Source organism: Vibrio sp. 1167, from assembly GCF_033340375.1.
Lineage (GTDB): Bacteria > Pseudomonadota > Gammaproteobacteria > Enterobacterales > Vibrionaceae > Vibrio > Vibrio alginolyticus.
Map to the genome: position 1 here is coordinate 733655 of NZ_JAWOWK010000002.1, position 25782 is coordinate 759436.

Sequence of the window (25782 nt, forward strand, 5' to 3'; positions counted from 1 at the left end):
GCATAATTACAAATGTTTAACAACTAATCGTAGTGGTAAGAGGTGAAATGTCCGATTCTGTGACTAAGATTCCTATTTAACTCTCTGCAAATACAATACATCACAGAGTTTCTAACTTAAGAAACTTATTATTTTGGTCAGTTGTTAGTCTAAACTGGCCTCTAACGCCCAATTGACTAAGAAATGGTCTAAATCTCGCGGCGGGTAACTGTAAACGCAAACCGTTGTGTGTGACAACTTGAACAACACTTGCCGCACCAGAATAATGAGATAAAAACGTTTGATATGAAATGTTGAGATTGAAGTAGTAATAGTTCATGAAGTGAAAACTAAGTGACATAAACAAATAAGGTGGCCTTAATGACCACCCTATTGTGTTGTTTACTATTCGTCTAGTGCTTTAGTCACTTTTTCGAATAGATCTTTAGCAAGATTATCCATTGCTTTGAGCTTTTCAAGTTCTGCACGAATCATTGCTTGGCGAGCTTCATCGTATTTACGGAACTTAAGTAAAGGATCAATCATTCGAGAAGCTACTTGTGGGTTCGAATCATTTAGTTGGCGAAGAATTTCACCGGCAAACTGGTAACCTACACCGGATTTATCATGGAAACGTACAGGGTTCGCACTTAAGAACGAGCCAACTAAGCTGCGCGTACGGTTCGGATTTTTCAAACTAAATGCTTCGTGGTTCATGGTTGCTTTTACTTTTTCAAGAGCATCCTCTGCAGGATTGCTACCTTGCAGTGCAAACCACTTATCCATAACCAAACCATCGTGCTTCCATTTATCGCTGTAATCAGCCATAAGTGCTTCACGACACTCGAGCTGAGCGTTATTTGCAGCACTCATCGCAGCAATCGTATCTGTCATGTTATTTGCAGATGCGTATTGTGCGTTGACTAAATCATTACCTTTTGCCGTATGTGCTAGGTATTGTAGGCAACGGTTACGTAAAGCACGCTTGCCAATAGCAGCATGGTCGATCGTATACTCTGTTTGCTTAAGCGTGTGATAAGTCGCACTTAGCTCATCTTCTAATTCCTTAGAAAGTGACACTGTAATGCTGTTTAGCACTTTGTCTACGGCATCGATATCAATTTGTTGGTACCAACCAGTAATCTCATTGATTGAAGGCATAGAGAAAACTTGAGCAATGAAAGCTGGCTCAAGCGTTTCATCCAACAGCACACCGCGGAAAGCATCTATCACACCTTCAGAAAGCGATACTTCTTGTCCCGCTTGAACGTTTTTCACATTCTGACGAATGTATTTAGCCAATAGCATTTGGCTAGCGTCCCATCGAGCAAAATCGTTCGTTGCGTGCTTCATCAAGAAGACTAACTCGTCATCGCTGTAATCGTATTCTAATTTGACTGGTGCCGAGAATTCACGCAACAAAGATGGCACTGGCTGTTCTTCGACATTTTCAAATACGAACGTTTGCTTATCTTGTTTAATATCCAGCACGTTATTAACTGATTCACCGTTAATCACCAGTGGGATAACTCGACCTTTCGAATCATACAACTCGATATCGAACGGAATATGCAGCGCTTGTTTTTCTGCTTGGTCTTGCGTCGGCTCCGTAAATTGCTCTACCGTTAGTGCGTAATTTTTTGCATCAGCGTTGTATTCGCTATTTACGCGCAGCGTTGGTGTACCCGATTGGCTGTACCACAGACGGAACTGTTTTAAATCAACACCGGTGGCATCTTCCATTGCAGAAACAAAGTCTTCACACGTCGCGGCGGTACCATCGTGACGTTCAAAATAAAGTTTCATTCCTTTTTGGAAGCCCTCTTCGCCAAGGAGTGTATGGTACATACGAATAACTTCGCTGCCCTTTTCATACACCGTTAGCGTGTAGAAGTTATTCATCTCAATGACTTTGTCAGGACGAATCGGGTGAGACATTGGGCTTGCATCTTCCGCAAATTGAGGACCACGAATAATACGTACGTTATCAATACGGTTATCAGCACGAGAGCCTAAGTCAGAAGAGAATTCTTGGTCTCGGAATACGGTTAAGCCTTCTTTTAGACTTAGTTGGAACCAGTCACGACAAGTGACACGGTTGCCAGTCCAGTTGTGGAAGTACTCATGACCGATCACAGCTTCGATGCCTAAATAATCACGATCTGTCGCAGTTTGATCGTTCGCCAGCACATATTTTGAGTTAAAAATGTTCAAGCCTTTGTTTTCCATTGCACCCATGTTGAAGAAATCAACAGCAACGATCATGTAAATATCCAGATCGTATTCTAGGCCAAAGCGTTCCTCATCCCACTTCATCGAGTTGATCAGCGATGTCATCGCATGGCCTGCACGATCTAAGTTACCTTTATCAACAAAGATTTCTAAATCAACACTGCGACCTGACATCGTTGTATATTTGTCACGCAATACATCAAAGTCGCCTGCAACAAGGGCGAACAAGTAAGCTGGTTTTGGATGCGGATCCTGCCATTGAACCCAGTGACGACCGTTCTCTGCATCGCCTTCTGCAATTCGGTTACCATTGCTCAGCAAATATGGATAAACCGCTTTATCTGCGATCACTTTTGTTGTGTATTTTGCTAGAACATCCGGACGGTCTAGATAGTACGTGATACGGCGGAAGCCCTCAGCCTCACACTGAGTACAAAATGCGCCGCCTGATTTGTACAAACCTTCGAGTGCTGTATTCGCTTCAGGATCAATTTTGGTGACGATTTCAAGTTCAAACTCGGATGGAAGATCGGTCAGTACCAGCGATGACTCCTTCACCTCGTGATGAGCCCAATCCTCACCATTTACTTTTACAGCGCGTAGCTCAAGCCCTTCGCCATCGAGCTCTAGCGTTGTTGTATCGCCTTTTTGAGCAACTTTTGATACCGCCGTAACGATTGTGTCATTGTCATATAGATCAAAAGTAAGATCGATATCAGTAATCGCATGAGATGGCTCTTTATAATCTTTACGATATTTGGCCAGGGGAGCTTGAGACATGAGCATAAATCCTTGTATGTCGAACAACAAAAATACCAGACTGCATGATCAAAAATGCAGTTCTGGTATCACTATATAAGCTATTTGTAGGGGTTGTGGTATCAGAATACAAGTCTTTCCATCAAAAAACGGAGCTTTTAGTGCTCTAGCTCCGTTTTTTGATTAACATTTAAACAACATTAATGACTTACCGTACGCACGCGTAATTTGGCGCATGTTAAAGGCATCATGGCGTAACTCTATTGAGTACGGCGTACATATCACCATTGGAATCTTCGATCGTTAGCTCATTCTTGTTGAGCTTATACGTGGTTCCATGCTCGCCATTTTCATACAACAGAACCAGAAACTCATCTTCTGTGTAAAACACACCTTGTTTGATGGACTCATCCCCTTCTTCGTTCGAAACCCTAAACATGAACACGAAATCAGGTTGAAGTATCAAATCCATCTGATTAATGTTGTTTGCCACAAGACCGTCGCCAGATACGTGAGAGCTAGACCAAATACCTGCAAGTGAATTGGATAATCCCTTAGTGAATGTTACACTATTAAGATCAAGCGTATTATGGTTGTTGCGATAGGCATAAATTTGAGGCTCGTCGGTGTTTAAACCAAGAACGATGGTGTCTTCATTTGCGTTATACAGCCCTTCCCAATGGTCAACGGAATAGTCTTTCTTTTGAATATCAATAGAAAAGCTGTAGTCAGAACCTAATGAGAGTTTGATCGCACGAAAGTTTTCAGCCGACTCTTCGGGGTTTGGGTTCATCAAATACCAGTCTCCGATGAGAAACGGCGTGTCAAAGTGACTTAATTCATCTTCTCTGGTGTTTTCTCCACCAAACACACTAAAGCAGCAAAAGCTAAGTAAAATAAAGAACCACTTCATATCGGCATCCTTATCGTTTTCTTTTAGCTTAGCCAGTAGTCCTCACTTTCGCGAAATTTTAGATGTAGATCACGTAAATTATTGGGGGAAAATAAGCGAATATCTTGCTCGATATCGAGACAGCGGAAGACAAAAAGGCATAAAAAAAGAGTGAATCTGAAAGACTCACTCTTTTTATTCTAAATTGCCAGTTATTATGACTGATTTTCCTGCTTAAGTAGATCGACCATAATCGCGACAGACTCATCTAAATAAACATCAGGAGCCTCGTAGTCTTTTGGTATGTCATCCAATGTTTTGAATGCTTTTTTACCCAAAGCAACTTGACGTTCATTTATGCGTTGTAATCGAAGGGCTTCCGCTTTATCCGATTCAGCTTTACGAACTTTTTCGTTCAAAGACAAAGTATTATCGTCTTTTTCTTTACGATATTTCTCGATGTCTTCATTGATAAAGCGGAACTCCATTTCATCAGAAATACGCTTGTTATGAAGAGCAGTAAGTTTTTCAACTAAGGCGTCGTTACTTGGAAACGTTTGATATTGTGCTTTATCAATCTGATCCCAAGGTAAAGCATTGTCTTCAACACTTTCACCTGTTTCAGAAGCCTCTATTGGCGTTGGGTACGAAATATCTGGTGCAACACCACGATTTTGCGTACTTCCACCGTCAATACGATAAAACTTCTGAATCGTGTACTGAACATAACCTAGCTCTTTATCGAAAAGATCGTAAATATGATTCAGTGAACGATGTTGCTGAACTGTACCTTTACCGAAAGAGTTTTCACCTAAGATGATTGCACGATTATAATCTTGCATTGCCGCTGCAAAAATTTCAGATGCTGAAGCACTGTAGCGGTTAATCAATACCGTCAATGGGCCATCATAACTCACTTTTCCATCGGTATCGGCATTCACCTTGATGCGGCCATAGCTGTCACGAACTTGAACTACAGGACCTTCTTTAATGAATAAACCTGTCAATGCCGTCGCTTCTGTTAGCGCACCACCACCATTGTTACGTAGATCAACGATTACGCCGTCAACGTTTTTGGTTTTCAACTCAGCTAGTAATTTATCGGTGTCTTTCGATAAGCCGACGTAGAAACTTGGTACTTCTAAAATACCAATCTTCTTACCGTCTTTTTCGATGATTTCTGACTTAACCGCACGATCTTCTAAGCGAACTTTGTCACGAACAATTGTGACAATGTAACTCTTCGCATCGTTACCTTCTGGCAAGATCTGTAGATTAACCTTTGTGCCTTTAGGGCCTTTAATCAACTGAACAACATCATCCAGACGCCAACCGATCACGTCGACAATTTCTTCACCGTCTTGTCCAACACCAGTGATTCGGTCCCCTTCACCAAGTTGCTTACTCTTTGAGGCCGGACCGCCAACAACAAGTGAACGAATTACTGTGTAATCGTCTGTCATTTGCAAAACGGCACCGATGCCTTCTAGAGAAAGGTTCATTTCCGATTGGAATTGCTCGGCATTACGTGGAGAAAGGTAGCTTGTATGAGGGTCAACCTGTCGCGCGAAGGCATTCATATACAACTGAAATGCGTCTTCATTGTTGGTTTGTGTGATGCGTTTCATCGCGTTGTTATAACGCTTCTCTAAAACTTCTTTAATCTCTGGCCACTCTTTGCCAGTCAGTTTCAGATTTAACGCGTCATATTTCACACGCTTGCGCCACAACTCGTTGAGCTCTGCTTCGTCTTTTGGCCATGCGGCCTCAGAGCGGTCTAACTCTATCTCGTCATCGGTATCAAACTTGATCTCTTCATCGAGTAGAGTTAACGCATAAGCAAAACGATCGAAACGCTTCTGCATTGAGAGGTTGTAAACATCAAAAGCAATTTGGTTGTTGCCCGATTTAAGCTGATCATCAAGCTCGACTGACCAATTTTTAAATGAATCGATGTCTGCTTGAGTGAAAATATTTCTATTGTAATCAAGCAACTCTACATAGCGTTCAAAGATCGCTTTAGAGAAATCATCATTGAGGCTGAAGTGCTTATAATGAGAGCGGGTAAATCGCGAGGTGACTCGTTTGCTAGCTGTTTCATGCTGAACTTCAGGAGAAAGAACCGGCAGGTCATCTTTATGTAGTTTGGCTTCAAGAGCCTGAGCTGATGCTGCTAGCCATAAGCTAGCAGCAATCAGGGTCACTTTTGAACGGCAATTCATGCGTAGGAGTATCTCCTTTATGCGCGCAAGTGCTCCGCTTTCACAACCATTTGTAGGCCGTTAGCAAGTTGAACACGTACATCATCCTTATTGATTTCAACAATGGTCGCTGCCATGTTTCCTTTGCCCATGTTCACGTTAACTGCGTTACCTACTGTGATTTCATCAGCATTTAGAGCGCGCGTTTCTACAGGCTTAGTTGGTTTTTGTACTTTTGGTTTATTAGTACGACGAGGCTGTTGAGGCTTTTTAGCCGCAGGTTTCGCTTTCGCCTTACCCTCTTCACGAGCTTTTTGTGCTTGTTCTTTACGACGAGCCTGAACTTTCGCCTTGCTTTCTGCAAGTGTCGCTTTCGCGTGTTCAACGTGCTCTTCTTCTAGCTCACCACAAGGGTTGCCATCTAGGTCTACACGTACTGCACCTGGTTTTACACCGTGTAGGTAACGCCATGATGAAGTGTACTGTCTTAACGCTGCACGAAGCTGTGTTTTGCTTACTTTTTCGTCTTCATTTAGACGTTCCGCAAGATCTTGAAAAATACCAATTTTCAGAGGTTTTGCTTCACCTTCTAAAGTAAAGCACTTAGGGAAACATTCAGCAATATATGCAATAACTTCTTTGCTGTTTTTTAACTTTTCAGTCATGAGGGGTCCTGATTTGAGCGGATTTCCGCGAGCATTAAGAAAAAATATTCTCGTATTATAGTGACATGCCAAGGAAAAACCACACTCGAAGGCTAATTTATGCGTCGTTCGCGTGTGAATTAAGCAGCTTTTCTACTTCAACCATGAAATGAGTGAGACCTTCTTCGTCTGTTTCATTAAATCGGCCAATACTTGGACTATCAATATCAAGTACACCAACCACCTTTCCATTAATAGAAAATGGAATCACAATTTCTGAATTGCTCGCTGCATCGCACGCAATATGCCCCTCAAATTCGTGAACGTCGTATACTCTTTGTATAGTATTAGTTTGTGCAGCAGTACCGCAGACGCCTCGACCCATTGGGATACGAACACAAGCTGGTTTTCCTTGGAACGGACCAAGAACAAGCTCTTCACCTTTTGTTAGGTAAAAGCCTGCCCAGTTAAGATCGTCAAGTTCCATGAAAAGCAATGAGCTCAAGTTTGCTAGGTTCGCAATAAAGTCTGGTTCAGACTCAATTAGAGCAACAGCTTGTTTGGTTAGTCTTTGGTATTGTTCTAAGTTCATATTAACTTCCTACTTACTATAAAAGCTTCCATTCTCAATGTATGGCGCTAAAATGCAGCCCTACTTTATAATAGGACTTATTCTCAATTACAATGCTTCTGAAAAATGACACTATTAGCCGTTCTTGGTTGATAACACAAGTAAAAAAGCACAAGTCCAAGCTGATCATAGCGAACTTGATAGCGGTGCTTGCAACCTTGATTAGTGTTCCAATTCCCCTCCTCATGCCTTTGATGGTTGATGAGGTCTTATTGGACCAACCTGCAAAAGGCTTAGATGCCATGAATGCCATTCTCCCTGAAGCGTGGCACACTCCGACAGGCTATATTTTCTTCACCCTGTTCTTGGTTGTTCTTATGCGAGCTGCGAGCCAAGGATTAAATATCCTTCAAAGCCGACAATTTACGCTTGTTTCAAAAACCATCACGTTTGAGATGCGCAGTAAAATGATCGACAAACTCGGCCGTATCAGCATCCGACAATACGAGACCAAAGGTAGCGGAGGAATCAACGCACACCTTATCACTGACATTGAGACCATTGATAAATTTATTGGTTCTACGTTAGCAAAATTCGTTATCAGTTTTCTGACTGTTATTGGTACTGCTATCGTTCTACTTTGGCTCGATTGGCGACTTGGTCTGTTTATCCTGTTAGTTAACCCTATTGTCATTTACTTCTCACGTAAACTAGGCAGTATGGTTAAACATCTGAAACGGAAGGAAAATCATTCTTTTGAAATTTTCCAAAACCGTTTAGTTGAAACATTAGATGGAATCTACCAACTACGCGCGGCCAATAAAGAGCGAGAATTTCTCCAGCAACTCAAAGACAGTGCGAACCAAGTTCGCGTTGATGCAGACAAGTATGCTTGGCAATCTGAAGCGGCTGGTCGCGTTTCTTTTCTTCTCTTTTTGATCGGCTTTGAATTATTCAGAGCTGTCGCAATGTTAATGGTCATGTTCAGTGACCTTACTATTGGCCAAATATTTGCCGTTTTTGGTTACCTATGGTTCATGCTTTCTCCTGTTCAAGAGTTGCTTGGGATTCAGTTTTCTTGGTACAGCGCTAAAGCCGCATTAAAACGCATCAACGACTTATTAGAGTTAGAAGAAGAGCAGAGACCGGTTCCTAAGGTAAATCCTTTCAAAGAAGGTAGAGAAGTTGATGTTAAAGTAGAAAACATTAATTTCTCTTACAATAATGAAAACAAAGTCCTAGATAATCTTTCTTTACATATGCCGGCAGGAAAGAAAGTGGCGTTAGTTGGTGCAAGCGGCGGTGGTAAGTCAACCTTGATACAATTACTTATTGGGGTTTACCGTCAAAACTCCGGTAGCATTCGCTTTAATGATGAATTAACAGAAGATATTGGTTTTGAAGTAATTCGCGACAAAATTGCCGTGGTATTACAGCAACCTATACTATTTAACGACACCTTGAGGCATAATCTAACGCTTGGTGGGGATTTTGACGAAATGTCACTTTGGCGTGCGCTTGAAGTGGCTCAGCTGCAAGATGTTATTTCTCAACTGAACCACGGCTTGGATACTCAAGTTGGTCGTAATGGCATTCGTTTGTCAGGAGGTCAACGACAACGGCTGGCCATTGCTAGAATGGTGCTGAGTAATCCTCAATTTGTTATTTTAGACGAAGCCACGTCTGCGCTAGATACCGCTACTGAAGCGGCTTTACACAAAGCACTGACCGAGTTCTTACGTGGTAGAACAACATTAATCGTTGCGCACCGACTGTCCGCTGTTAAACAAGCCGATTTGATCTACGTGCTTGAAGATGGGAAAGTGACGCAAACAGGTACTCATGGTGAGTTAGTTGAGCAAGAAGGCTTATATCAAACCTTATATGGGGGCATACAGTCCCACGCTTAAATCGTTCAAGCTAGAGAGGTCGTTATGACCTCTCTGTCTAAGCACGCCATGCAACCCAACAACGTACGTTTGTGCCAAGGTTGTGAATTGCCTGTCGACATCGTCGACTTACCCCATGGCAAAAATGCACACTGCCCTCGTTGTGGTACACAATTATATCGCGGAGGTAGCCCTAGCCTCTCTGGTAATCTAGCCGTCGCGATAACCTGCATCCTACTATTTATTCCATCGCACTTTTTTAACTTTATTAGCATCCGACTCTTTGGTGTGATGATTCCGGCAACCCTACCTTCAGGGATGATCACATTGATGGAAGAAGGATTTGTTCTTCTTTCATTGCTCATTCTATTTTGTAGCTCTCTTGCGCCACTGACGGTTTGTGTTTCAGTGGTAACGGCACATATTTCTTTACATCAACGATGGTTCCGTGGGCTTCGTATCTCACTGTGGCTAATTCAACATTTGAAGCATTGGGTTATGTTGGATGTGTTCTTAGTTAGCATCGCCATTTCCTGTTTTAAACTCCAAGATTATTCCGACATTTTCGTCGGTCCAGGGTTAATTGGTCTGGTTCTTTTGCAGATATTTACCGTTTTGTTAGTTTCAAGAATCAGCGTGCGTCGTTATTGGGAAGCTTGGAAACCAGAAAGTTTATATGCTTTTGAGCATAAAGATGTGCATTGCCATGAATGCCACTTGTCCCAGCCTGAAGGCCACCATTGCCAACGTTGTCATCACGAGTTATATCATCGCAAGCCAAACTCCATTCAGAAAACATGGGCTTACCTCATCGCAGCAACGGTCGCCATCTTCCCCGCTAACCTGATCCCTATTTCCATCTTGCTTACCAATGGTAAGCGTTTGGAGGACACTATTTTTTCAGGCGTGGCTGGTTTGGTAAAAAGCGGCATGTATGGAATCGCTGCGATCATTTTTGTTGCCAGTATCGTTGTCCCGGTGATTAAAATACTTGGGCTCGCCTACATCATGCTTTGCATCCAATTCAAACGTTCGGTGTTTAAGAGACAACGAATGATGGTTTACTTTGTTGTTAAATGGATCGGTAAATGGTCTGTGATGGATTTGTTTGTTATTTCTATCATGATGACGTTAGTCGATCGTGGTCAGATACTGGATTTCACACCAGGATATGGCGCCGTAGCATTTGGTGTTGTCGTAGTGTTGACCATGCTTGCAGCAGAAAGTATTGATCCAAGGCTAATCTGGGACCAAACAAGCCCAAAACAATCAGAAAAAGAGTCAATGAATGAGTGATCAGAACAGTTCTCAAACGTCATACGTACCAGATGTAAAGCGGAGTAAAGGCATATCTCCTCTTTGGCTGTTGCCAATTTTGACCATGGTCTTAGCTGGCTGGCTTGTAGTGAAGTCGATACACGATGCAGGACAACGAGTGCAAATCTATTTTTCTGATGCCGCTGGTCTTGTCGCCGGCCGAACCACTATCCGTTACCAAGGATTAGAAGTCGGCATGGTAAGAGACATTAACCTCACCGAAGATCTCGGCAGTATTTATGTCGATGCTGATATCTATCCTGAAGCTGCAAAGTTACTGAACGATAAAACACGCTTTTGGTTAGTAAAACCAACAGCTAGCCTAACGGGAGTTTCCGGACTGGATGCGCTCGTCTCAGGTAACTACATCTCGATTCAACCCGGAGATGGTCAAGAGTTTGAGACAACATTCCATGCGTTAGACTCTGCTCCAACAGATTTACGCGTTTCTCAAGGTTTGAATATTAAGCTCAAAAGCCGTGATTTAGGTGGTGTATCGGTTGGCTCTCAAATTGTTTATAAGAAAATCCCAATCGGTGAAGTGTACAGTTACCAGCTAGATGAAGATGCAAAATCTATCACTATTCAGGCCAACATTCAGGATCAATACCGACATATCATTAACAACCGCAGTCGATTCTGGAACGTCAGTGGAATTGGTGCCAGCATCGGTTTTGAAGGTGTCGATGTAAGACTAGAAAGCATGAGTGCCTTACTAGGTGGCGCCATCGCCGTCGACTCTCCGGATGATGGTGAGCCTGTAGAAGAGAACACCGAGTTCCGTTTGTATAAAGATTTGAAAACTGCTGGTCGAGGCATCGCGGTTAAAATCGTCCTACCTGATGACAGCAAGATCAGCGGAGAAGGCGCTCCAATTATGTATCGCGGAATCGAAATTGGCCAAGTTACGGACTTGAGCCTTTCCGAAGGCCGAGAAGTGATATTGGCGTCAGCGGCAATTCAACCCGCTTTTAGTGACATGCTGACGACAGGTACTCGATTTGTCTTAGAAGAAGCAAAAGTGTCCCTCTCTGGTGTAGAAAACATTGCTAATTTAGTGCGAGGGAACTTCTTAACGATCGTGCCGGGCGCGGGTGAACGCTCTCGCCGCTTTACTGCCATTCGTAAAAACGTGTTTAACCAACAGCAAGAAAAGTCCATCGCGATTCGGTTGGTGTCCGACAATTCGTTTGGCCTAGATAGCGGTGCCAATGTACTTTATAAAGGCATCGTTGTTGGTTCAATCATCAAAGTGGGCCTAGTTAAGGAAGATAAAAAATCACAACACGAAGTATTTATGGATGTATTGATTGACCATGAATACAAACATCTGATCAAATCAAACAATCGTTTTTATGTAACCGGCAGTGCATCAGCAGAGTTAACTGAATCCGGGCTCAGCGTTACCGTTCCTCCCGCAAAGCAGTTGTTAACCGGGTCAATTAGTTTTGTGAGCGAAGGCAAGCAGGATATTCAAAAAGAGTATCAACTATTCCAAAATGAATCATTGGCTGAATTGGCGCAGTACAATCAAAGTGGCTCTAGGGCTCTAACACTATTTGCTTCTGAATTGCCGCCGATTTCCAAAGGCAGCCCTCTACTCTATCGTAATCTTCCAGTTGGTAACGTCTCCGATTTCCAGCTAGTTGATGGCGGAGTACTAATTAAGGCTACTATCGAAAACCGCTTCGCTTATCTTGTAACGCCACAAACCGTTTTTTGGAATCGTTCAGGGATTGAGATAGATGCATCATTAGCCGGAGTCAGTGTGAAAGCGCACCCTTTAAAATCGTTAATCGAAGGTGGCATCGCTTTTGACTCCGTACCAGGCGTTGAAAACAAAATCGGAGAAAACTGGAAGCTGTATTCTGATCAAAAAACCGCTCGCAAGTTTGGGCGCGTCATTGCTTTAGAAACCGACGGTTCGCAAGAGATTGCTAAAGGAATGCCGATTGAATATCAAGGTGTTAAAGTTGGTGAAATCACTCTGGTTGTACCGAATTTTCGTCGTAACATGGTTGAAGTCACTGCAAGGATCCTACCTGAATACGTAGAAAACATTGCAGTTGAAGGCTCACATTTTTGGCTAACTGAACCAGAAATTGGTTTAGGTGGCGTTAAAAACCTCGGGGCGTTGGTTTCGAAATCCATCAGTGTTGAGCCAGGTAAAGGTAAAGCTAAATTTGATTTTCAATTAGAAAATAGTTCAGAACGCGTGCATGGAATCATGTTTACGTTACAAAGTGAACAGAGAGGCTCAGTACAAGTCGGTACCCCTATTCTTTACCGCCAGATGGAAGTTGGCCAAGTGACCGACGTAAGCCTAGGAGAATTTGCTGATCGCATCCTCACGACTATCAAAATACAGCCTGAATATGCTTACCTCGTTCGTCAAAACAGTGTGTTCTGGAATGTTTCAGGAGTAGATGTTTCCATCGGGCTTACCGGCGCTAACATCAAAGCGGGAACCTTTGATAGTTTAGTTCGCGGAGGAATTGCGTTTTCAACGCCAGAGCAATCGACTATTCCACCAGCGGCAAAGAGTGGGCAATCTTTCTTTTTGTATCCACAAGCTGAAGAAGGTTGGACTCAATGGCGTACAGCAATTCCGAAGCCGTAGAATAAAGCTCAATTCACGTACAATTGAAGTTTGATCACTTTAAAAGAGCAGCAATCGCTGCTCTTTTTTATCGCTCGGCCCTTGTCACTATTCGTTTCTGCTTCGCTTTCGTATATTATTTGCCACAAATTCTGCAAACGAGATCCCACATTGCATCCTAATGTTTACATCCCAGACGCGTTTCTGGAAAAAATCCAAACTATCCTTCCTGCTCACCTCAACATGGAAGACTTTATCGCGTCGTGCCAAAAGCCACTGCGCAAAAGTATTCGAGTTAATACGTTGAAGATCAGTGTTGAAGCGTTTCTAGAACGAGCAGAAGCAAAAGGCTGGAAGCTTTCTCCTGTGCCTTGGTGTGACACGGGGTTTTGGATTGAAGCGGATGAGTCAGTTGTACCATTAGGCAACACAGCAGAACACATGTCTGGCTTATTCTACATTCAAGAAGCCAGTTCGATGATGCCGGTATCTGCTCTGTTTATGAATGATGAATCTTACGATGCCGTGTTAGATACCGCAGCCGCTCCAGGCTCAAAAACCACTCAAATTGCAGCTTTAATGAACAACGAAGGTGTACTTGTGGCCAATGAATACGCCGCAAGTCGTGTAAAAGTACTGCACGCTAATGTGGAACGTTGTGGGGTACGTAACGCCGCACTAAGTAACTTCGATGGACGCGTTTTTGGCGGTTGGCTACCAGAACAATTTGATGCGGTTTTGCTCGACGCGCCTTGCTCTGGAGAAGGCACCGTTCGCAAAGACGAAGATGCGATGAAAAACTGGACGCAAGCTTCCGTACTCGACATCGCTGACACACAGAAAGATCTTATTGAAAGCGCCTTCCATGCATTAAAGCCCGGTGGTGTGATGGTTTACTCAACATGTACGCTCAGTACAGAAGAAAACCAACAAGTTTGTCAACACTTGAAAGAAACCTTTGGGGATGCTGTAGAGTTTGAAAGCCTTGAGAACTTGTTTGAAAACGCAGAGGCAGCTCTAACTGAAGAAGGCTTTTTGCATATTTTCCCACAGGTCTACGACTGTGAAGGGTTCTTTGTTGCAAGAATTCGCAAACTGGCTGCTGTTGAGGCGCCAGAAGTCAAAAAGCGCATGGGGAAATTCCCCTTTGCTAAAACTTCAAAAAAAGAATCGACAGAAATTGCTCAACAACTCCAAAGCGCGTTAGGTATTAAACTTCCAAATGACAGTTCTGTATGGCTTCGCGATAAAGATGTCTGGTTATTCCCTAATGCTTTAGAAGCGATGATCGGCGAATTACGCTTCTCCCGTATGGGTATAAAGATCGCGGAAGCCCATAAAAATGGCTACCGTTGGCAACACCAAGTCGCGACTGCCCTGGCGACAGGTTCTGAAAGCAACGCCATTGAACTCAGTATTGAAGAAGCGCGCGAATGGTACATGGGGCGTGATGTTCGCCCACAAACCATTCCTGAGGGAATGAAAACAGGTAAAGGCGAAGTGCTTGTCACCTATCAAGGCGCAGTTATTGGCCTTGGCAAGTGGGTAAGCAACCGAATAAAGAATGGTCTCCCTCGCGAATTAGTACGAGATAAGAACTTATTTTAAAAGACGTAACGAACCATAAATAAATGAAAAGCCATCGTATTTGCGATGGCTTTTTAATTCGTAAGTATGAAAGCAAGTGGGCTCGCTAGCGATCCGGACACGCTGTACTAAACTAGTTGTATCAAAGTAATGCTTTGATGTGGCATTTCTCTCTATGTTCACCAACAAAATTATTGTTGGACAAGTTTAGCGCAGGCTCTGCGGAGCCGTTTCCCCTAGGCCCAAAAAAAGGAAAAGTTTGGGCCGTTTTTTTGGCTGTAGATCCGCTATACGGGAGTTTGGACTACGCTAGACGAATACCGTCTTTCTCAATGACAATTTTACCCTGCTTGTATAAGCCACCGATGGTCTTTTTATAAGTCCCTTTACTTGTGCGGAAAGCATCAAAAATCGCTTCAGGAGACGACTTGTCATTCAAAGGCAAAAATCCGCCTTTCTTCTCTAGCAGGTCAAGGATCTTACTAGAAAGATCGTCCATTTTCGCCACACCTACTTTTTGTAGAGCAAGGTCGATTTTACCATCTTCACGAATGTGCTTAATAAAGCCTTTCAGCTTTTTACCGATGTAAAGCTTACCAAAAACATCCGATGGGAAAATCATGCCCCAATGCTTACCGTTAACGATAGCTTTATAACCAAGTTGACTACGCTCTGCGATGATCAAATCAACTTGTTCGTTAACTTCATAATTCGCTGGAGTTTTATCTAACCATTTATTGAACTTAGTCGTACCAACAATGCGACCTGACGCTTTGTCGGTATAAACATACACTAAAATGGTTTGTCCGGCAGAGAAGCGAGTGCGTTGCTCACTAAAAGGAATCAGTAAGTCCTTTTCTTTGATGCCCCAATTTACAAAAGCACCTGTCGCATTCACACCCTCAATCTTCATTAAACCCCATTCACCCACTTGGGCAATTGGTCTTTCAATGGTCGCAGCAAGTTGGCTTTCTGAATCGAAGTACAGAAATACGTCTACATGCTCACCAATTTCAGTACCCTCTGGTACATACTTACTAGGTAGTAGAACAGAACCGTAATCATCGCCATCCAGAAATACGCCAAAATCAGCCTTTTTAATGACTTCTAAGCTGTTAATTTGACCAATTTTAATCATTGATTTTGTCTCTTTTTAAATTTACGTGGAATTATACCTAAACTAACAAGAAAATCAGAGAGAAAAGCATAGTGCTCTGTTATGCTGTTGTCGTTCAGCTATATGCCCCAGTCACTCTTTTAGCACTCTTATACTTACCTGCTCAACGGAACGCATAAGTTAAGAATGCTTTAGCAAAGTCAGGAGCTTTCTTTGGTCACCGTCGATAAACAAGACTCAATAACATTAAAAATCAGTCATGCACTCGCAAAGAGCAAAAGTGTCGACCTAGATATTTACTTTTTTATACCTGGTGAGCTTGGTTTAAACGCCGATATCATCAGTGAATCCGAATTTTATTACACCTCAATCACACAGCAACGATCTTATTACAGTACTGAAATCCTTCTTCCGCTAGTACACAGTCGACTTGCCAAACGTGGACGCCTGTCGAATCAGCAATACCGAGTAAGTTTGAGTTTGTTCGCTTACCAATACGTTATCGCGCTAGACAAAGCGGTAGCAAGTTTAAACAAGCATGAGAACAACTCCGTAACGGAAGATGAAGTGGACGAAGTTATCGAGCTCACGCTTGAGATCTTAAAGCGCTTGCGGCGTTCTATTCCTTATGAAGAGAACTTAAAACGCTACTACGTTAACATCGATAACTATCTGTCTTGGTATACCGAGCAAAAGTTCCTGTCACTGGTGGCCCATCTACCACGTGAAGGCGACTATGGCACGATCAAAAAGCGTCTGATCACGCTATGTGAGAAAGAGCAAGCCCATCGTAAACTCAACAAATACAACTCATCAAGAGTCGTTGAAGACGTTACTCGCCTATCTAACAAAATGCGCTTGCTAAGGCGATTGATTGAACACCCTATCGTGCTTCGTGAAGAAACCATATCGATGGGTAACAACATTAAGCGCGCTATCAAAGGTATTGCAACCGGTTTAGTGATGGTTGTCGTGACCTCGACCGTGATTCTCGCTCGCGATTATCTGGGGGAAATTTCTGCCTCATTCATTATTGCGATGTCTTTTATTTACGCTTTACGAGAAATCTTTAAAGATGATTTACGCGATGCCATGTGGCGATGGATCCGTAAAGGCAAGCCAAAATGGCGTAAGAAGTATGTTGATCCAACGACGAAAAAAGTGGTTGGCAAAAAATTGGAGTGGCTCGATTATCGTACCTTAAGTAGCTTGCCGGATAAGATTCAAAGAATACGTAAAAAACGCGTCGTGCAACGTGAAGAGCAGATTCTTCATTATCACGAGAAAACCGAAATGGCGACCTCTCTTTTCTTGAGTGGTTACGAACAAACGAGAGAAACATTGAACATCAGTTTACGCCCTATCATCCGCTTGATGGATAAAAGCTCAAACCGAGTTTATCGTTTAAATGAAGGTCAAGTAACCAAAGAGTCAGTAGAGAAACGTCATTTGCTCAATGTGATTGTCAAAGAGGACAACCACACCGATGAGCCTGTTTATTACCGCTGGAAAGTGGTCTTAAATCGCTCCAAAATCGTCTCTATCGAGAAGATTGAACTCAATTAAGCCAACGCCTTTAAACAAACGAGCCACAAACCACTAAGCAGCCTCTTTTCTTTGTTGGGCTGCTTTTTTTATCGAAAGAGTAAGCGAGAATTCAGCCATTGGCTCGTCACCATGTAAGTTAGGACACAGCGCGACAATTTTTACGTCACGATTTACTCGTTCACCCGTTGCCAAGGTGTGCTCGAGCATCTCATCAATGACATGACCATCGTTACAAACAAAGTGCACATCGGCTTCCGGGCGCTTTAAAAACTCGGCTTTCACACCTTTAAATGCTAGCGAGATCGCTTCTCCCTTTTCTTGCGCTTTACTCATAGCAAGAAAACCACCAGCAACATCAGCGCCAACGGCTAAAGCGCCGAAATACATGCTATTCAGGTGGTTCTTCGTTCTTCTGCGCAATGGGATACGAACCTCAACATGCTTGCTATCTATCGCAATGATTTTAGGGTGGCAAAGCCAAATCAGCGGCACTTTCGAAAAGCCAAACAGATTTAGATACAAATTCGCACGACGTAGAGCTGATAACATTTTGGTCTCCTTACCAATCTAGTCAGACCAGTTAATCAACGAAAGAAATAGATGTCAAAGAAATGTTAACAAAAGCTCGATCTCACGAGTTATTTAACCCTCATAAAGTGACGGCGTCACCCGTAAGGTATGAAGTTTATCGCAGTTACTTAGATTACCTTACAACGAGATAGATAAAATGGTTATAAATTCAAATGTATATATATTGATTTAATGATCAAGTTTTGTCATTTATACATAAGTCATTTAAATGAATACCTACACCTTTGTATACAATTCGGTATTTCCTGGCGAAGATTCCCGTGAAACGGTTTATTCCTGCCTGTAATTCCGTTATCTTTACCCCTTCGCAATAGAGAATAAAGCTATAACATGCCTATAAAAACAGATGAATTGAGAACCCAACCTTTGGGTCCAATGCCTACCCCAGCAGAGCTAGGTAGTGTACATCCTATTACGGATGACGTTGCAGACCGTATCGCTCAATCTCGTCGTCAGATTGAAAACATTTTATCGGGTGAAGACGATCGCCTTCTTGCGATTGTAGGTCCGTGTTCTGTTCACGACACTGAAGCTGCCATTGATTACGCCACTCGCCTGAGTGAAATCCAAGACAAGTACAAAGACGAACTGTTTATCGTGATGCGTACTTACTTTGAAAAGCCTCGTACAGTAGTTGGTTGGAAAGGTTTGATTACGGACCCTAACCTAGATGGTTCTTACGCACTTGAAGCTGGTCTTCATAAAGCTCGTAAACTACTACTGGATATCAACAAGCTTGGTCTTGCGACTGCTACTGAGTTTCTTGATATGATCACTGGCCAATACATCGCGGATTTGATCACTTGGGGCGCGATTGGTGCTCGCACAACGGAATCACAAATTCACCGTGAAATGGCGTCGGCACTATCTTGCCCAGTTGGTTTCAAAAATGGCACAAATGGCAACGTAAAAATTGCAATTGATGCAATTCGCGCATCGAAAGCATCGCATTACTTCTACTCGCCAGATAAGAACGGTCGAATGACGGTTTACCGCACAAGTGGCAACCCTTACGGTCATATTATTCTGCGCGGTGGAGAAAAAGGCCCTAACTTTGATGAAGCATCAGTCAAACAAGCATGTGATGCTTTAGCTGAGTTTGGATTGCCACAACGTTTGGTTGTGGATTTCAGCCATGCAAACTGTCAGAAGCAACACAGAAAACAAATCGACGTAGCTCAAGACATTTGTAACCAAATTAAGTCAGGCAGCACTCGTATTGCGGGTATCATGGCTGAAAGCTTTATTCTTGAAGGCAATCAGCCAATGACTGACATCAATAACCTAACGTATGGTCAGTCTATTACAGATCCATGCCTAGGTTGGGAAGACACTGCTACAATGCTAGATATGCTGGCAAGCGCTGTTAAGTCCCGAAAGTCCCTATAACAAAATAATCAAGGAATCTTCATGCCATCGTTTGATATTGTTTCTGAAATCGATACGGTTGAACTACGTAACGCCGTTGATAACGCTAACCGTGAATTGTCTACTCGTTTCGATTTCCGCAACGTAAATGCGAGCTTTGAGCTAGTAGAAGAAAACGTAAAAATGTCTGCGGAAGGTGACTTCCAACTTAAGCAAATGCGCGACATTTTACGCGGCCACTTAGCGAAGCGTAACATTGACGCGAACGCAATGGATGCACAAGACCCAGACGTTACTGGTAAAAACTGGCACCAAACTCTGCTTTTCCGTCAAGGTATTGATACTCCAACGGCGAAAAAAGTAGTGAAACTTATCAAAGACGCAAAGTTAAAAGTACAAGCTTCTATTCAAGGCGACAAAGTACGTGTTACTGGTAAGAAACGCGACGACCTGCAAGCGACAATGGCAGCGATTCGTGAAGCAGAGATGGGTATCCCATTCCAGTTTAACAACTTCCGTGATTAATCAATCTGAGAAGTAAGTAAAAACGCCAGCGCATAATCCGCTGGCGTTTTTTATTGGCTTTTGTGTAACGAACTACGTATCCACTTTTAGCATTTGGCATTGCTAGATAACCAAGTCCTGCCCTTGCAGCAATACGAATTCGCTCGTTCCTTGTGGTATGAACACGCAAATTCGAAGCTTTTCAGCTTTAGCCTTGGCCAGCATATCCGAAAGCTCAGCAGCGCTCGAGAAAGCTTCTCTTTCTGCATCTCTGCGTATTAGTTCTAACACATTCGCTTCACATCGAGTTGAGTACAGAGCCAGCTCCGCTTGTTGCATATAGCGTACGGCTTTTATTGGCAACATCTCAACATCTTTCCCAACATGTATCCAAGTACAACTTCCCTTTTCATCTAAAGGTGTTGCCATGGTCGCTTGGTAAATTGCTTCTAACTCACGATTATCTCGCGCGTTTTCCACCTCGGGATTCGAGAAAAATTGCTCCCAAAACTTGCGGCGTAAATCGACGCTAGGCAGTGCCTCTTTAATTGAGTTTCGCTTTGAGTTAGCAAAATCCGCCATCAACCCCATGTTTTGTGGCAGTATCGATTCAAGCTTTTCACGGATGTTTCGAATTAAAACTGGCGAAGCTCCACCACTAGAGATAGCGATTTGGATGCGGCCACGATTAATCATTGACGGCGTGATGAAATCACAATAAGGCTTATCATCCACAACGTTAACCAAGATGCCTAGCTCTTTGGCATCTTTGTACACTTGGTGATTTAGCTCAGGATTGTCTGTCGTCGCCCACACTTGAACAAAGTTTTTAGTGACAATGTCACTCGAATAGAAACGTTGTACCCAGCGCAGTTGATGCTCAGAAGCAAGCTTAGACAGAAAATCAACCAACGTCGGAGAAACGATAGTCACATCCGCCCCAGCCTTTAGCAACGCTTCCACCTTTCGGCTTGCCACCTCACCGCCACCCACGACGAGAACGGGTTTATTAATTAAATCTAAGAACAGAGGAAAATATCGCATTTCAATCCATGATTACTCTAATTAGCTGTTGTAGACCATGCTACCAAAAATGGGGCAAGCTCATCACCCTGTTTCGGTATCACAAATAATTTTTGTTTGAATTTTTACTGAACTTCACCTTGCTCAGCTAATGACAGTTTTAATAACAACTTTTTATTCTTTTGTATTGTTCACTCTTCTATTGATTGTTCTGATGCACCAAATTGTCCATGAATTGCACTATTTACAAACAATTAACATTTCGTCATTCTAAATCTCAAGGCACTTTGTAAGTTCTCTCAAAACTTCATTTAAATTATATATTTGAGAATTAACAGATCCTTTCCTACGCTTATAACTGGTTGATCTATCGAATGCCGTTTCTTCGAAAATCAATCACGTAGGACGATAACTCTAACGAATTGGACACGTTATTTCAGGTCACTCCTGATTAAACATGGATCATACAGGAAGGATACAAATGGCAAATAAACTCACAGTTCTTGCTTCCGTCGTAGCGGCTTCTACTGCGATGATGGCAACATCAGCTCAAGCAGCAGACACTACTCTGGACAAAGTCACAAAACAAGGTTTTCTTACTTGTGGTGTAAGTACCGGTCTACCTGGTTTCTCTAACCCTAACTCAAAAGGCGAATGGGAAGGTATCGACGTAGAATATTGCCAAGCACTGGCTGCAGCCGTTCTTGGGGATAAAACGAAAGTTAAATATGTACCCCTAACCGCAAAAGAACGTTTCACTGCGCTTCAATCTGGTGAGATTGATGTGCTTTCCCGTAACACGACCTGGACTCTCCACCGTGACACTGCACTGGGCCTAAACTTCGTAGGTGTGAACTACTACGACGGTCAAGGTTTTATGGTGAAGAAGGAACTTGGTATATCAAGTGCTAAAGAGCTTGATGGTGCGTCGGTATGTGTTCAATCAGGTACAACAACCGAGCTAAACCTTGCAGATTATTTCCGCAACCAAGGCATGGCGTACAAACCTGTGGTATTCGACACAGCGGCGCAAACTTCGAAAGGTTTTGATGCGGGACGCTGTGACGTATTAACAACTGACCAATCTGGCCTTTATGCACTGCGTTTGAATTTGAAAGATCCGTCCTCTGCGGCCGTTCTTCCAGAAATCATCTCTAAAGAGCCACTAGGTCCAGTCGTTCGTCAAGGCGATGATCAATGGTTTAACATCGCTAAGTGGACATTGTCTGCGATGATTAACGCTGAAGAATACGGTATTAGTTCGAAGAATGCGGATGAAATGCTGAAGTCAACAGATCCAAACATCAAACGTATCCTTGGTGTTGATGGCCCTAAAGGCAAAGGGTTGGGTATCCGCGACGATTGGGGCTACCAGGTTATCAAACAAGTTGGTAACTATGGTGAAAGCTTCGAACGTACAGTCGGTACTGGTTCGCCGTTAGAAATCTCTCGTGGCGTTAATGCGCTATGGAATGCAGGCGGCTTTATGTACGCGCCACCAATCCGATAGAAAGAGTTAATCAGGGCGGTTCATGCCGCCCTTTTTCTTGATTATATCTCACTGTATGAGTAAGGATCGCTCATTGGATGGCGAAAAGCGCTCGCTTGGTGGAACGGCTTTAAAGGTTCGTACGTCACCAGACATGGAGCGTTATTCTTTAGCCAGCAAGGACGAAACTTCTTTATACAGGCCGATATCTATAACTAAGGTTTGAGGTTATCGCTGTATGAAACCGACACAAGATGCATCGCCAAGTACGATGTCCAAACCAAGCGGAAGCAAGAGCCTGATTTATAATCCTGCCTTTCGTTCTGCTATTTTCCAGATCATTGCCATTGCTGCACTGGTATTTTTCTTTTACACGATTGTAAACAACGCTCTCAATAACTTAGATGCTCGTGGTATTGCAACGGGCTTCGGTTTTCTGAATCAAGAAGCCGGGTTTGGTATTGGGTTAACACTAATTGAATACGATGAAACGTACTCTTACGGTAGAACATTTATCATCGGCCTTCTTAATACGGCGTTAGTCTCCGTATTAGGTATTATTCTGGCTACTGTGATTGGCTTTACCATGGGGGTTGCCCGCCTTTCTTCTAACTGGTTAGTTAGTCGTTTAGCGGCAGTTTATATCGAAACTTTCCGAAATATCCCCCTTCTTCTGCAAATATTCTTCTGGTATTTCGCTGTTCTTCAAGCATTACCCTCACCACGCCAAAGCTTAAGTCTTGGTGAAGCTATTTTCCTGAACGTTCGTGGCTTATATTTCCCTGCACCGACTATGGAACCCGGCAGTAGCTACGTTATTGCCGCGTTAATCTTCGGGGTAATCGCAAGCTTATTAATTAATGTATGGGCGAATAATAAGCAACGTCTCACTGGGCAACAAACCCCAATGGGAAGAATAGTTTTGGGTTTAGTTGTTGGCCTTCCATTGGTTGTGTACTTCCTTGCTGGTATGCCAATTTCACTGAATTATCCTGAACTAAAAGGGTTTAACTTCCGAGGTGGTATTAGCATTATTCCTGAATTGGCTGCGCTACTTTTGGCATTGAGTGTTTATACAGCTTCTTTCATTGCTGAGATTGTTCGCTCTGGTATTAATGCGGTTAGTCATGGTCAAACCGAAGCAGCGATGTCGCTAGGCTTACCACGCTCGAAAACTTTAAAGCTTGTTGTCATTCCTCAAGCGTTACGAATTATTATTCCACCTTTAACCAGTCAATATCTCAACCTCACCAAAAACTCATCGTTAGCGATGGCGATTGGTTACCCAGATCTTGTCTCTGTGTTTGCTGGTACTACCCTGAACCAAACGGGACAAGCGATTGAGATCATTGCGATGACGATGGGCGTGTACTTGACATTAAGTCTGATTACGTCTGCATTAATGAACTTGTATAACCGTAAAGTCGCGCTGGTGGAGAGATAATATGAGTACTCATCAATTTCAACCGGATCTCCCGCCACCCGCCAATACTGTAGGCTTCGTTGGTTGGATGCGGAAAAATCTATTTAATGGCCCTATCAATTCCATTGTTACTGTCATTCTTGCGTATATTGTCGTAACTGCAATATGGTATATCGTGGATTGGGCGTTTATTAACGCAGACTGGATTGGCTCAACGCGTGACGACTGTAGCCGAGATGGTGCTTGCTGGGTATTTATCAGCGTGCGCTGGGAGCAGTTCATGTATGGTTTTTATCCAGAGTCCGAACTATGGCGCCCTCGCCTGTTCTATATCACATTAGCCATATTTACTGTTTTACTCGCGTATGAGAAGACACCGAAACGGATGTGGATTTGGCTTTTCTTCGTAAACATCTACCCATTCATCATCGCTGGACTTTTATACGGTGGTGTCTTTGGACTAGAAGTGGTAGATACACACAAGTGGGGTGGACTACTCGTTACGCTCATTATTGCGCTAGTTGGTATCGTAGTTTCATTGCCAATTGGTGTGGTGCTTGCGCTTGGTAGACGTTCAGAGATGCCGATCATTCGCAGCATTTGTACCGTCTACATTGAAGTTTGGCGTGGCGTTCCGCTGATTACGGTTTTGTTCATGGCTTCGGTTATGCTTCCATTATTTATGTCTGAAGGTTCAGAGACAGATAAACTGATTCGCGCCCTTATCGGTGTGGTTATGTTTGCCTCCGCTTACATGGCAGAAGTGGTACGCGGTGGTCTACAAGCCATTCCGAAAGGTCAATATGAAGCCGCTGATGCGCTTGGGTTAAGTTACTGGAAAAAGACTGGGCTGATTATCTTGCCACAGGCGCTAAAGATTACTATTCCTTCTATCGTGAACACCTTCATCGGTTTGTTTAAAGACACCAGTTTGGTACTCATCATTGGTATGTTTGACGTACTCGGTATAGGGCAAGCAGCAAACACCGACCCTGAATGGTTAGGTTTTGCTACAGAAAGTTATGTATTTGTCGCGTTAGTGTTTTGGGTATTTTGTTTTGGCATGTCGCGCTATTCGATATGGCTTGAAAACAAACTTCATACCGGTCACAAACGATAACTCATCAAGATCAAGGACGTATTATGACGCAACAACAAGATTACATGATCCAATTGAAGGACATGAATAAATGGTATGGTGAGTTTCACGTACTAAAAAATATTAACCTCGACGTTAAGCGCGGCGAGAAAATCGTTATCTGTGGCCCATCTGGGTCGGGAAAATCAACGATGATTCGCTGTATTAACCGCCTTGAAGAGCACCAAGCAGGCAGCATTTACGTCTCTGGTACGGAATTAACTGAAGACTTAAAGAACATTGAAGCAGTACGCCGAGAAGTGGGCATGTGCTTTCAACACTTTAATCTCTTCCCTCATTTAACCGTACTGGAAAACTGTACGCTCGCGCCTATCTGGGTGAAGAAGATGCCAAAAGATGAGGCAGAAGCCGTTGCGATGAAATATCTGGAACGTGTTAAAATTCCAGACCAAGCGGAGAAGTATCCCGGTCAGCTGTCTGGTGGCCAGCAACAACGTGTGGCGATTGCTCGCTCTTTGTGTATGAACCCTAAAGTCATGCTTTTTGATGAGCCAACATCTGCACTCGACCCGGAAATGGTTCGCGAAGTACTGGATGTAATGGTCGAACTCGCCGAGGAAGGCATGACTATGCTATGTGTGACACATGAAATGGGCTTTGCTAAAGAGGTTGCCGATCGCGTGATATTCATGGACGCAGGAGAGATCATCGAAGAAAACAACCCGGTCGACTTCTTTGAGAATCCTCAATCGGATAGGACCCAAAACTTCCTAGCGCAAATCTTACACCACTAAGATTTAGCCGAATCGACATAAAAAAGCACTGGTTTCTATGAAGCCAGTGCTTTTTGTTACTAAATTCAAAAATCTGTGTAAGAATCAACATAGCTATGCTAGGCAGTAATATTGTGTTACAAGTTGCCAAATACATAACATCTTATTTCTATTATT

General features: G+C 43.1%; 20 protein-coding genes. 11 read left to right on the forward strand and 9 right to left on the reverse strand.

Annotated elements, in window-relative coordinates; all coding sequences use genetic code 11:
• Positions 1–100: 100 nt before the first annotated feature.
• The 6 genes from R7Z78_RS06620 to R7Z78_RS06645 form a co-directional block, all read right to left on the reverse strand.
• Positions 101–319, reverse strand: a complete 219-nt coding sequence (locus R7Z78_RS06620) for a DUF2835 domain-containing protein (protein ID WP_005377440.1) — start codon at positions 317–319, stop codon at positions 101–103.
• A 65-nt stretch (positions 320–384) separates the two neighbouring features.
• Positions 385–2991 carry an aminopeptidase N gene (gene pepN / locus R7Z78_RS06625; protein ID WP_104975330.1) on the reverse strand — a complete coding sequence of 869 codons (2607 nt, stop codon included), beginning with the start codon at positions 2989–2991 and terminating at the stop codon, positions 385–387.
• A gap of 226 nt (positions 2992–3217) precedes the next feature.
• On the reverse strand, positions 3218–3883 hold the full coding sequence (locus R7Z78_RS06630) for a hypothetical protein (RefSeq protein WP_169644518.1): 666 nt from the start codon (positions 3881–3883) through the stop codon (positions 3218–3220).
• Positions 3884–4077: 194 nt separating this feature from the next.
• Positions 4078–6084: a carboxy terminal-processing peptidase gene (gene prc, locus R7Z78_RS06635; RefSeq protein WP_017634279.1), complete on the reverse strand. Its 2007-nt coding sequence runs from the start codon at positions 6082–6084 to the stop codon at positions 4078–4080.
• 17 nt (positions 6085–6101) lie between these two features.
• Positions 6102–6728: an RNA chaperone ProQ gene (gene proQ / locus R7Z78_RS06640; protein WP_005377435.1), complete on the reverse strand. Its 627-nt coding sequence runs from the start codon at positions 6726–6728 to the stop codon at positions 6102–6104.
• A gap of 97 nt (positions 6729–6825) precedes the next feature.
• The gene (locus R7Z78_RS06645; RefSeq protein ID WP_005377433.1) at positions 6826–7299 is read right to left on the reverse strand and encodes a GAF domain-containing protein; all 474 of its coding nucleotides are present in this window, start codon (positions 7297–7299) and stop codon (positions 6826–6828) included.
• A 92-nt stretch (positions 7300–7391) separates the two neighbouring features.
• Here R7Z78_RS06645 and R7Z78_RS06650 point away from each other — a divergent pair, with 92 nt between their 5' ends.
• The 4 genes from R7Z78_RS06650 to rsmF all read left to right on the forward strand — a co-directional run bounded on the left by R7Z78_RS06650 (position 7392) and on the right by rsmF (position 14691).
• Positions 7392–9188 (forward strand): ABC transporter ATP-binding protein, encoded by a 1797-nt coding sequence (locus R7Z78_RS06650; protein WP_021033889.1) that lies wholly within the window; start codon positions 7392–7394, stop codon positions 9186–9188.
• A 24-nt stretch (positions 9189–9212) separates the two neighbouring features.
• Positions 9213–10463: a paraquat-inducible protein A gene (locus R7Z78_RS06655; protein WP_104975332.1), complete on the forward strand. Its 1251-nt coding sequence runs from the start codon at positions 9213–9215 to the stop codon at positions 10461–10463.
• A complete protein-coding gene (locus R7Z78_RS06660) occupies positions 10456–13104 on the forward strand; it encodes an MlaD family protein (RefSeq protein WP_017821870.1) in 2649 nt (882 codons plus the stop codon). The genes R7Z78_RS06655 and R7Z78_RS06660 overlap by 8 nt, the downstream gene beginning before the upstream one ends.
• A gap of 150 nt (positions 13105–13254) precedes the next feature.
• Positions 13255–14691 carry a 16S rRNA (cytosine(1407)-C(5))-methyltransferase RsmF gene (gene rsmF / locus R7Z78_RS06665; protein WP_017821869.1) on the forward strand — a complete coding sequence of 479 codons (1437 nt, stop codon included), beginning with the start codon at positions 13255–13257 and terminating at the stop codon, positions 14689–14691.
• A 283-nt stretch (positions 14692–14974) separates the two neighbouring features.
• Here rsmF and R7Z78_RS06670 read toward each other — a convergent pair whose 3' ends face one another.
• Positions 14975–15808, reverse strand: a complete 834-nt coding sequence (locus tag R7Z78_RS06670) for a S1 RNA-binding domain-containing protein (protein ID WP_017633794.1) — start codon at positions 15806–15808, stop codon at positions 14975–14977.
• A gap of 192 nt (positions 15809–16000) precedes the next feature.
• Between R7Z78_RS06670 and R7Z78_RS06675 the strand changes: the two genes are divergently transcribed.
• Positions 16001–17353: a hypothetical protein gene (locus tag R7Z78_RS06675; RefSeq protein WP_005377421.1), complete on the forward strand. Its 1353-nt coding sequence runs from the start codon at positions 16001–16003 to the stop codon at positions 17351–17353.
• A gap of 33 nt (positions 17354–17386) precedes the next feature.
• Here R7Z78_RS06675 and R7Z78_RS06680 read toward each other — a convergent pair whose 3' ends face one another.
• Positions 17387–17884, reverse strand: a complete 498-nt coding sequence (locus R7Z78_RS06680) for a DUF4442 domain-containing protein (RefSeq protein WP_005377418.1) — start codon at positions 17882–17884, stop codon at positions 17387–17389.
• 372 nt (positions 17885–18256) lie between these two features.
• Here R7Z78_RS06680 and R7Z78_RS06685 point away from each other — a divergent pair, with 372 nt between their 5' ends.
• Together R7Z78_RS06685 and R7Z78_RS06690 are read left to right on the forward strand one after the other, a co-directional pair.
• Positions 18257–19315, forward strand: coding sequence for a 3-deoxy-7-phosphoheptulonate synthase (locus R7Z78_RS06685; RefSeq protein WP_005390197.1), 1059 nt, complete (start codon positions 18257–18259; stop codon positions 19313–19315).
• A gap of 21 nt (positions 19316–19336) precedes the next feature.
• Positions 19337–19819: a YajQ family cyclic di-GMP-binding protein gene (locus R7Z78_RS06690; RefSeq protein WP_005377415.1), complete on the forward strand. Its 483-nt coding sequence runs from the start codon at positions 19337–19339 to the stop codon at positions 19817–19819.
• Between the two features lie 102 nt (positions 19820–19921).
• Here R7Z78_RS06690 and R7Z78_RS06695 read toward each other — a convergent pair whose 3' ends face one another.
• Positions 19922–20842, reverse strand: a complete 921-nt coding sequence (locus tag R7Z78_RS06695; RefSeq protein WP_033905330.1) for a bifunctional precorrin-2 dehydrogenase/sirohydrochlorin ferrochelatase — start codon at positions 20840–20842, stop codon at positions 19922–19924.
• A 460-nt stretch (positions 20843–21302) separates the two neighbouring features.
• Here R7Z78_RS06695 and R7Z78_RS06700 point away from each other — a divergent pair, with 460 nt between their 5' ends.
• From R7Z78_RS06700 to R7Z78_RS06715, 4 genes are all read left to right on the forward strand, one after another.
• The gene (locus R7Z78_RS06700; RefSeq protein ID WP_005377403.1) at positions 21303–22331 is read left to right on the forward strand and encodes an amino acid ABC transporter substrate-binding protein; all 1029 of its coding nucleotides are present in this window, start codon (positions 21303–21305) and stop codon (positions 22329–22331) included.
• A 217-nt stretch (positions 22332–22548) separates the two neighbouring features.
• Positions 22549–23754, forward strand: coding sequence for an amino acid ABC transporter permease (locus tag R7Z78_RS06705; RefSeq protein ID WP_005377402.1), 1206 nt, complete (start codon positions 22549–22551; stop codon positions 23752–23754).
• Between the two features lies 1 nt (position 23755).
• Positions 23756–24853 (forward strand): amino acid ABC transporter permease, encoded by a 1098-nt coding sequence (locus R7Z78_RS06710; protein ID WP_005389988.1) that lies wholly within the window; start codon positions 23756–23758, stop codon positions 24851–24853.
• Between the two features lie 23 nt (positions 24854–24876).
• Positions 24877–25626 (forward strand): amino acid ABC transporter ATP-binding protein, encoded by a 750-nt coding sequence (locus R7Z78_RS06715; RefSeq protein ID WP_005377400.1) that lies wholly within the window; start codon positions 24877–24879, stop codon positions 25624–25626.
• The last annotated feature ends 156 nt before the right edge of the window (positions 25627–25782 follow it).

What these genes read in the sequence shown, in the direction of transcription:
- R7Z78_RS06710 (WP_005389988.1), top strand. Translation starts at nt 23,756, where the DNA reads ATGAGTACTCATCAATTTCAACCGGATCTCCCGCCACCCGCCAATACT.
- R7Z78_RS06680 (WP_005377418.1), bottom strand. Translation starts at nt 17,884, where the DNA reads ATGTTATCAGCTCTACGTCGTGCGAATTTGTATCTAAATCTGTTTGGC.
- R7Z78_RS06630 (WP_169644518.1), bottom strand. Translation starts at nt 3,883, where the DNA reads ATGAAGTGGTTCTTTATTTTACTTAGCTTTTGCTGCTTTAGTGTGTTT.
- R7Z78_RS06645 (WP_005377433.1), bottom strand. Translation starts at nt 7,299, where the DNA reads ATGAACTTAGAACAATACCAAAGACTAACCAAACAAGCTGTTGCTCTA.
- proQ (WP_005377435.1), bottom strand. Translation starts at nt 6,728, where the DNA reads ATGACTGAAAAGTTAAAAAACAGCAAAGAAGTTATTGCATATATTGCT.
- R7Z78_RS06705 (WP_005377402.1), top strand. Translation starts at nt 22,549, where the DNA reads ATGAAACCGACACAAGATGCATCGCCAAGTACGATGTCCAAACCAAGC.
- R7Z78_RS06620 (WP_005377440.1), bottom strand. Translation starts at nt 319, where the DNA reads ATGAACTATTACTACTTCAATCTCAACATTTCATATCAAACGTTTTTA.
- R7Z78_RS06655 (WP_104975332.1), top strand. Translation starts at nt 9,213, where the DNA reads ATGACCTCTCTGTCTAAGCACGCCATGCAACCCAACAACGTACGTTTG.
- R7Z78_RS06685 (WP_005390197.1), top strand. Translation starts at nt 18,257, where the DNA reads ATGCCTATAAAAACAGATGAATTGAGAACCCAACCTTTGGGTCCAATG.
- pepN (WP_104975330.1), bottom strand. Translation starts at nt 2,991, where the DNA reads ATGTCTCAAGCTCCCCTGGCCAAATATCGTAAAGATTATAAAGAGCCA.
- R7Z78_RS06660 (WP_017821870.1), top strand. Translation starts at nt 10,456, where the DNA reads ATGAGTGATCAGAACAGTTCTCAAACGTCATACGTACCAGATGTAAAG.
- R7Z78_RS06695 (WP_033905330.1), bottom strand. Translation starts at nt 20,842, where the DNA reads ATGCGATATTTTCCTCTGTTCTTAGATTTAATTAATAAACCCGTTCTC.
- R7Z78_RS06715 (WP_005377400.1), top strand. Translation starts at nt 24,877, where the DNA reads ATGACGCAACAACAAGATTACATGATCCAATTGAAGGACATGAATAAA.
- R7Z78_RS06670 (WP_017633794.1), bottom strand. Translation starts at nt 15,808, where the DNA reads ATGATTAAAATTGGTCAAATTAACAGCTTAGAAGTCATTAAAAAGGCT.
- prc (WP_017634279.1), bottom strand. Translation starts at nt 6,084, where the DNA reads ATGAATTGCCGTTCAAAAGTGACCCTGATTGCTGCTAGCTTATGGCTA.
- R7Z78_RS06650 (WP_021033889.1), top strand. Translation starts at nt 7,392, where the DNA reads ATGCTTCTGAAAAATGACACTATTAGCCGTTCTTGGTTGATAACACAA.
- R7Z78_RS06690 (WP_005377415.1), top strand. Translation starts at nt 19,337, where the DNA reads ATGCCATCGTTTGATATTGTTTCTGAAATCGATACGGTTGAACTACGT.
- R7Z78_RS06700 (WP_005377403.1), top strand. Translation starts at nt 21,303, where the DNA reads ATGGCAAATAAACTCACAGTTCTTGCTTCCGTCGTAGCGGCTTCTACT.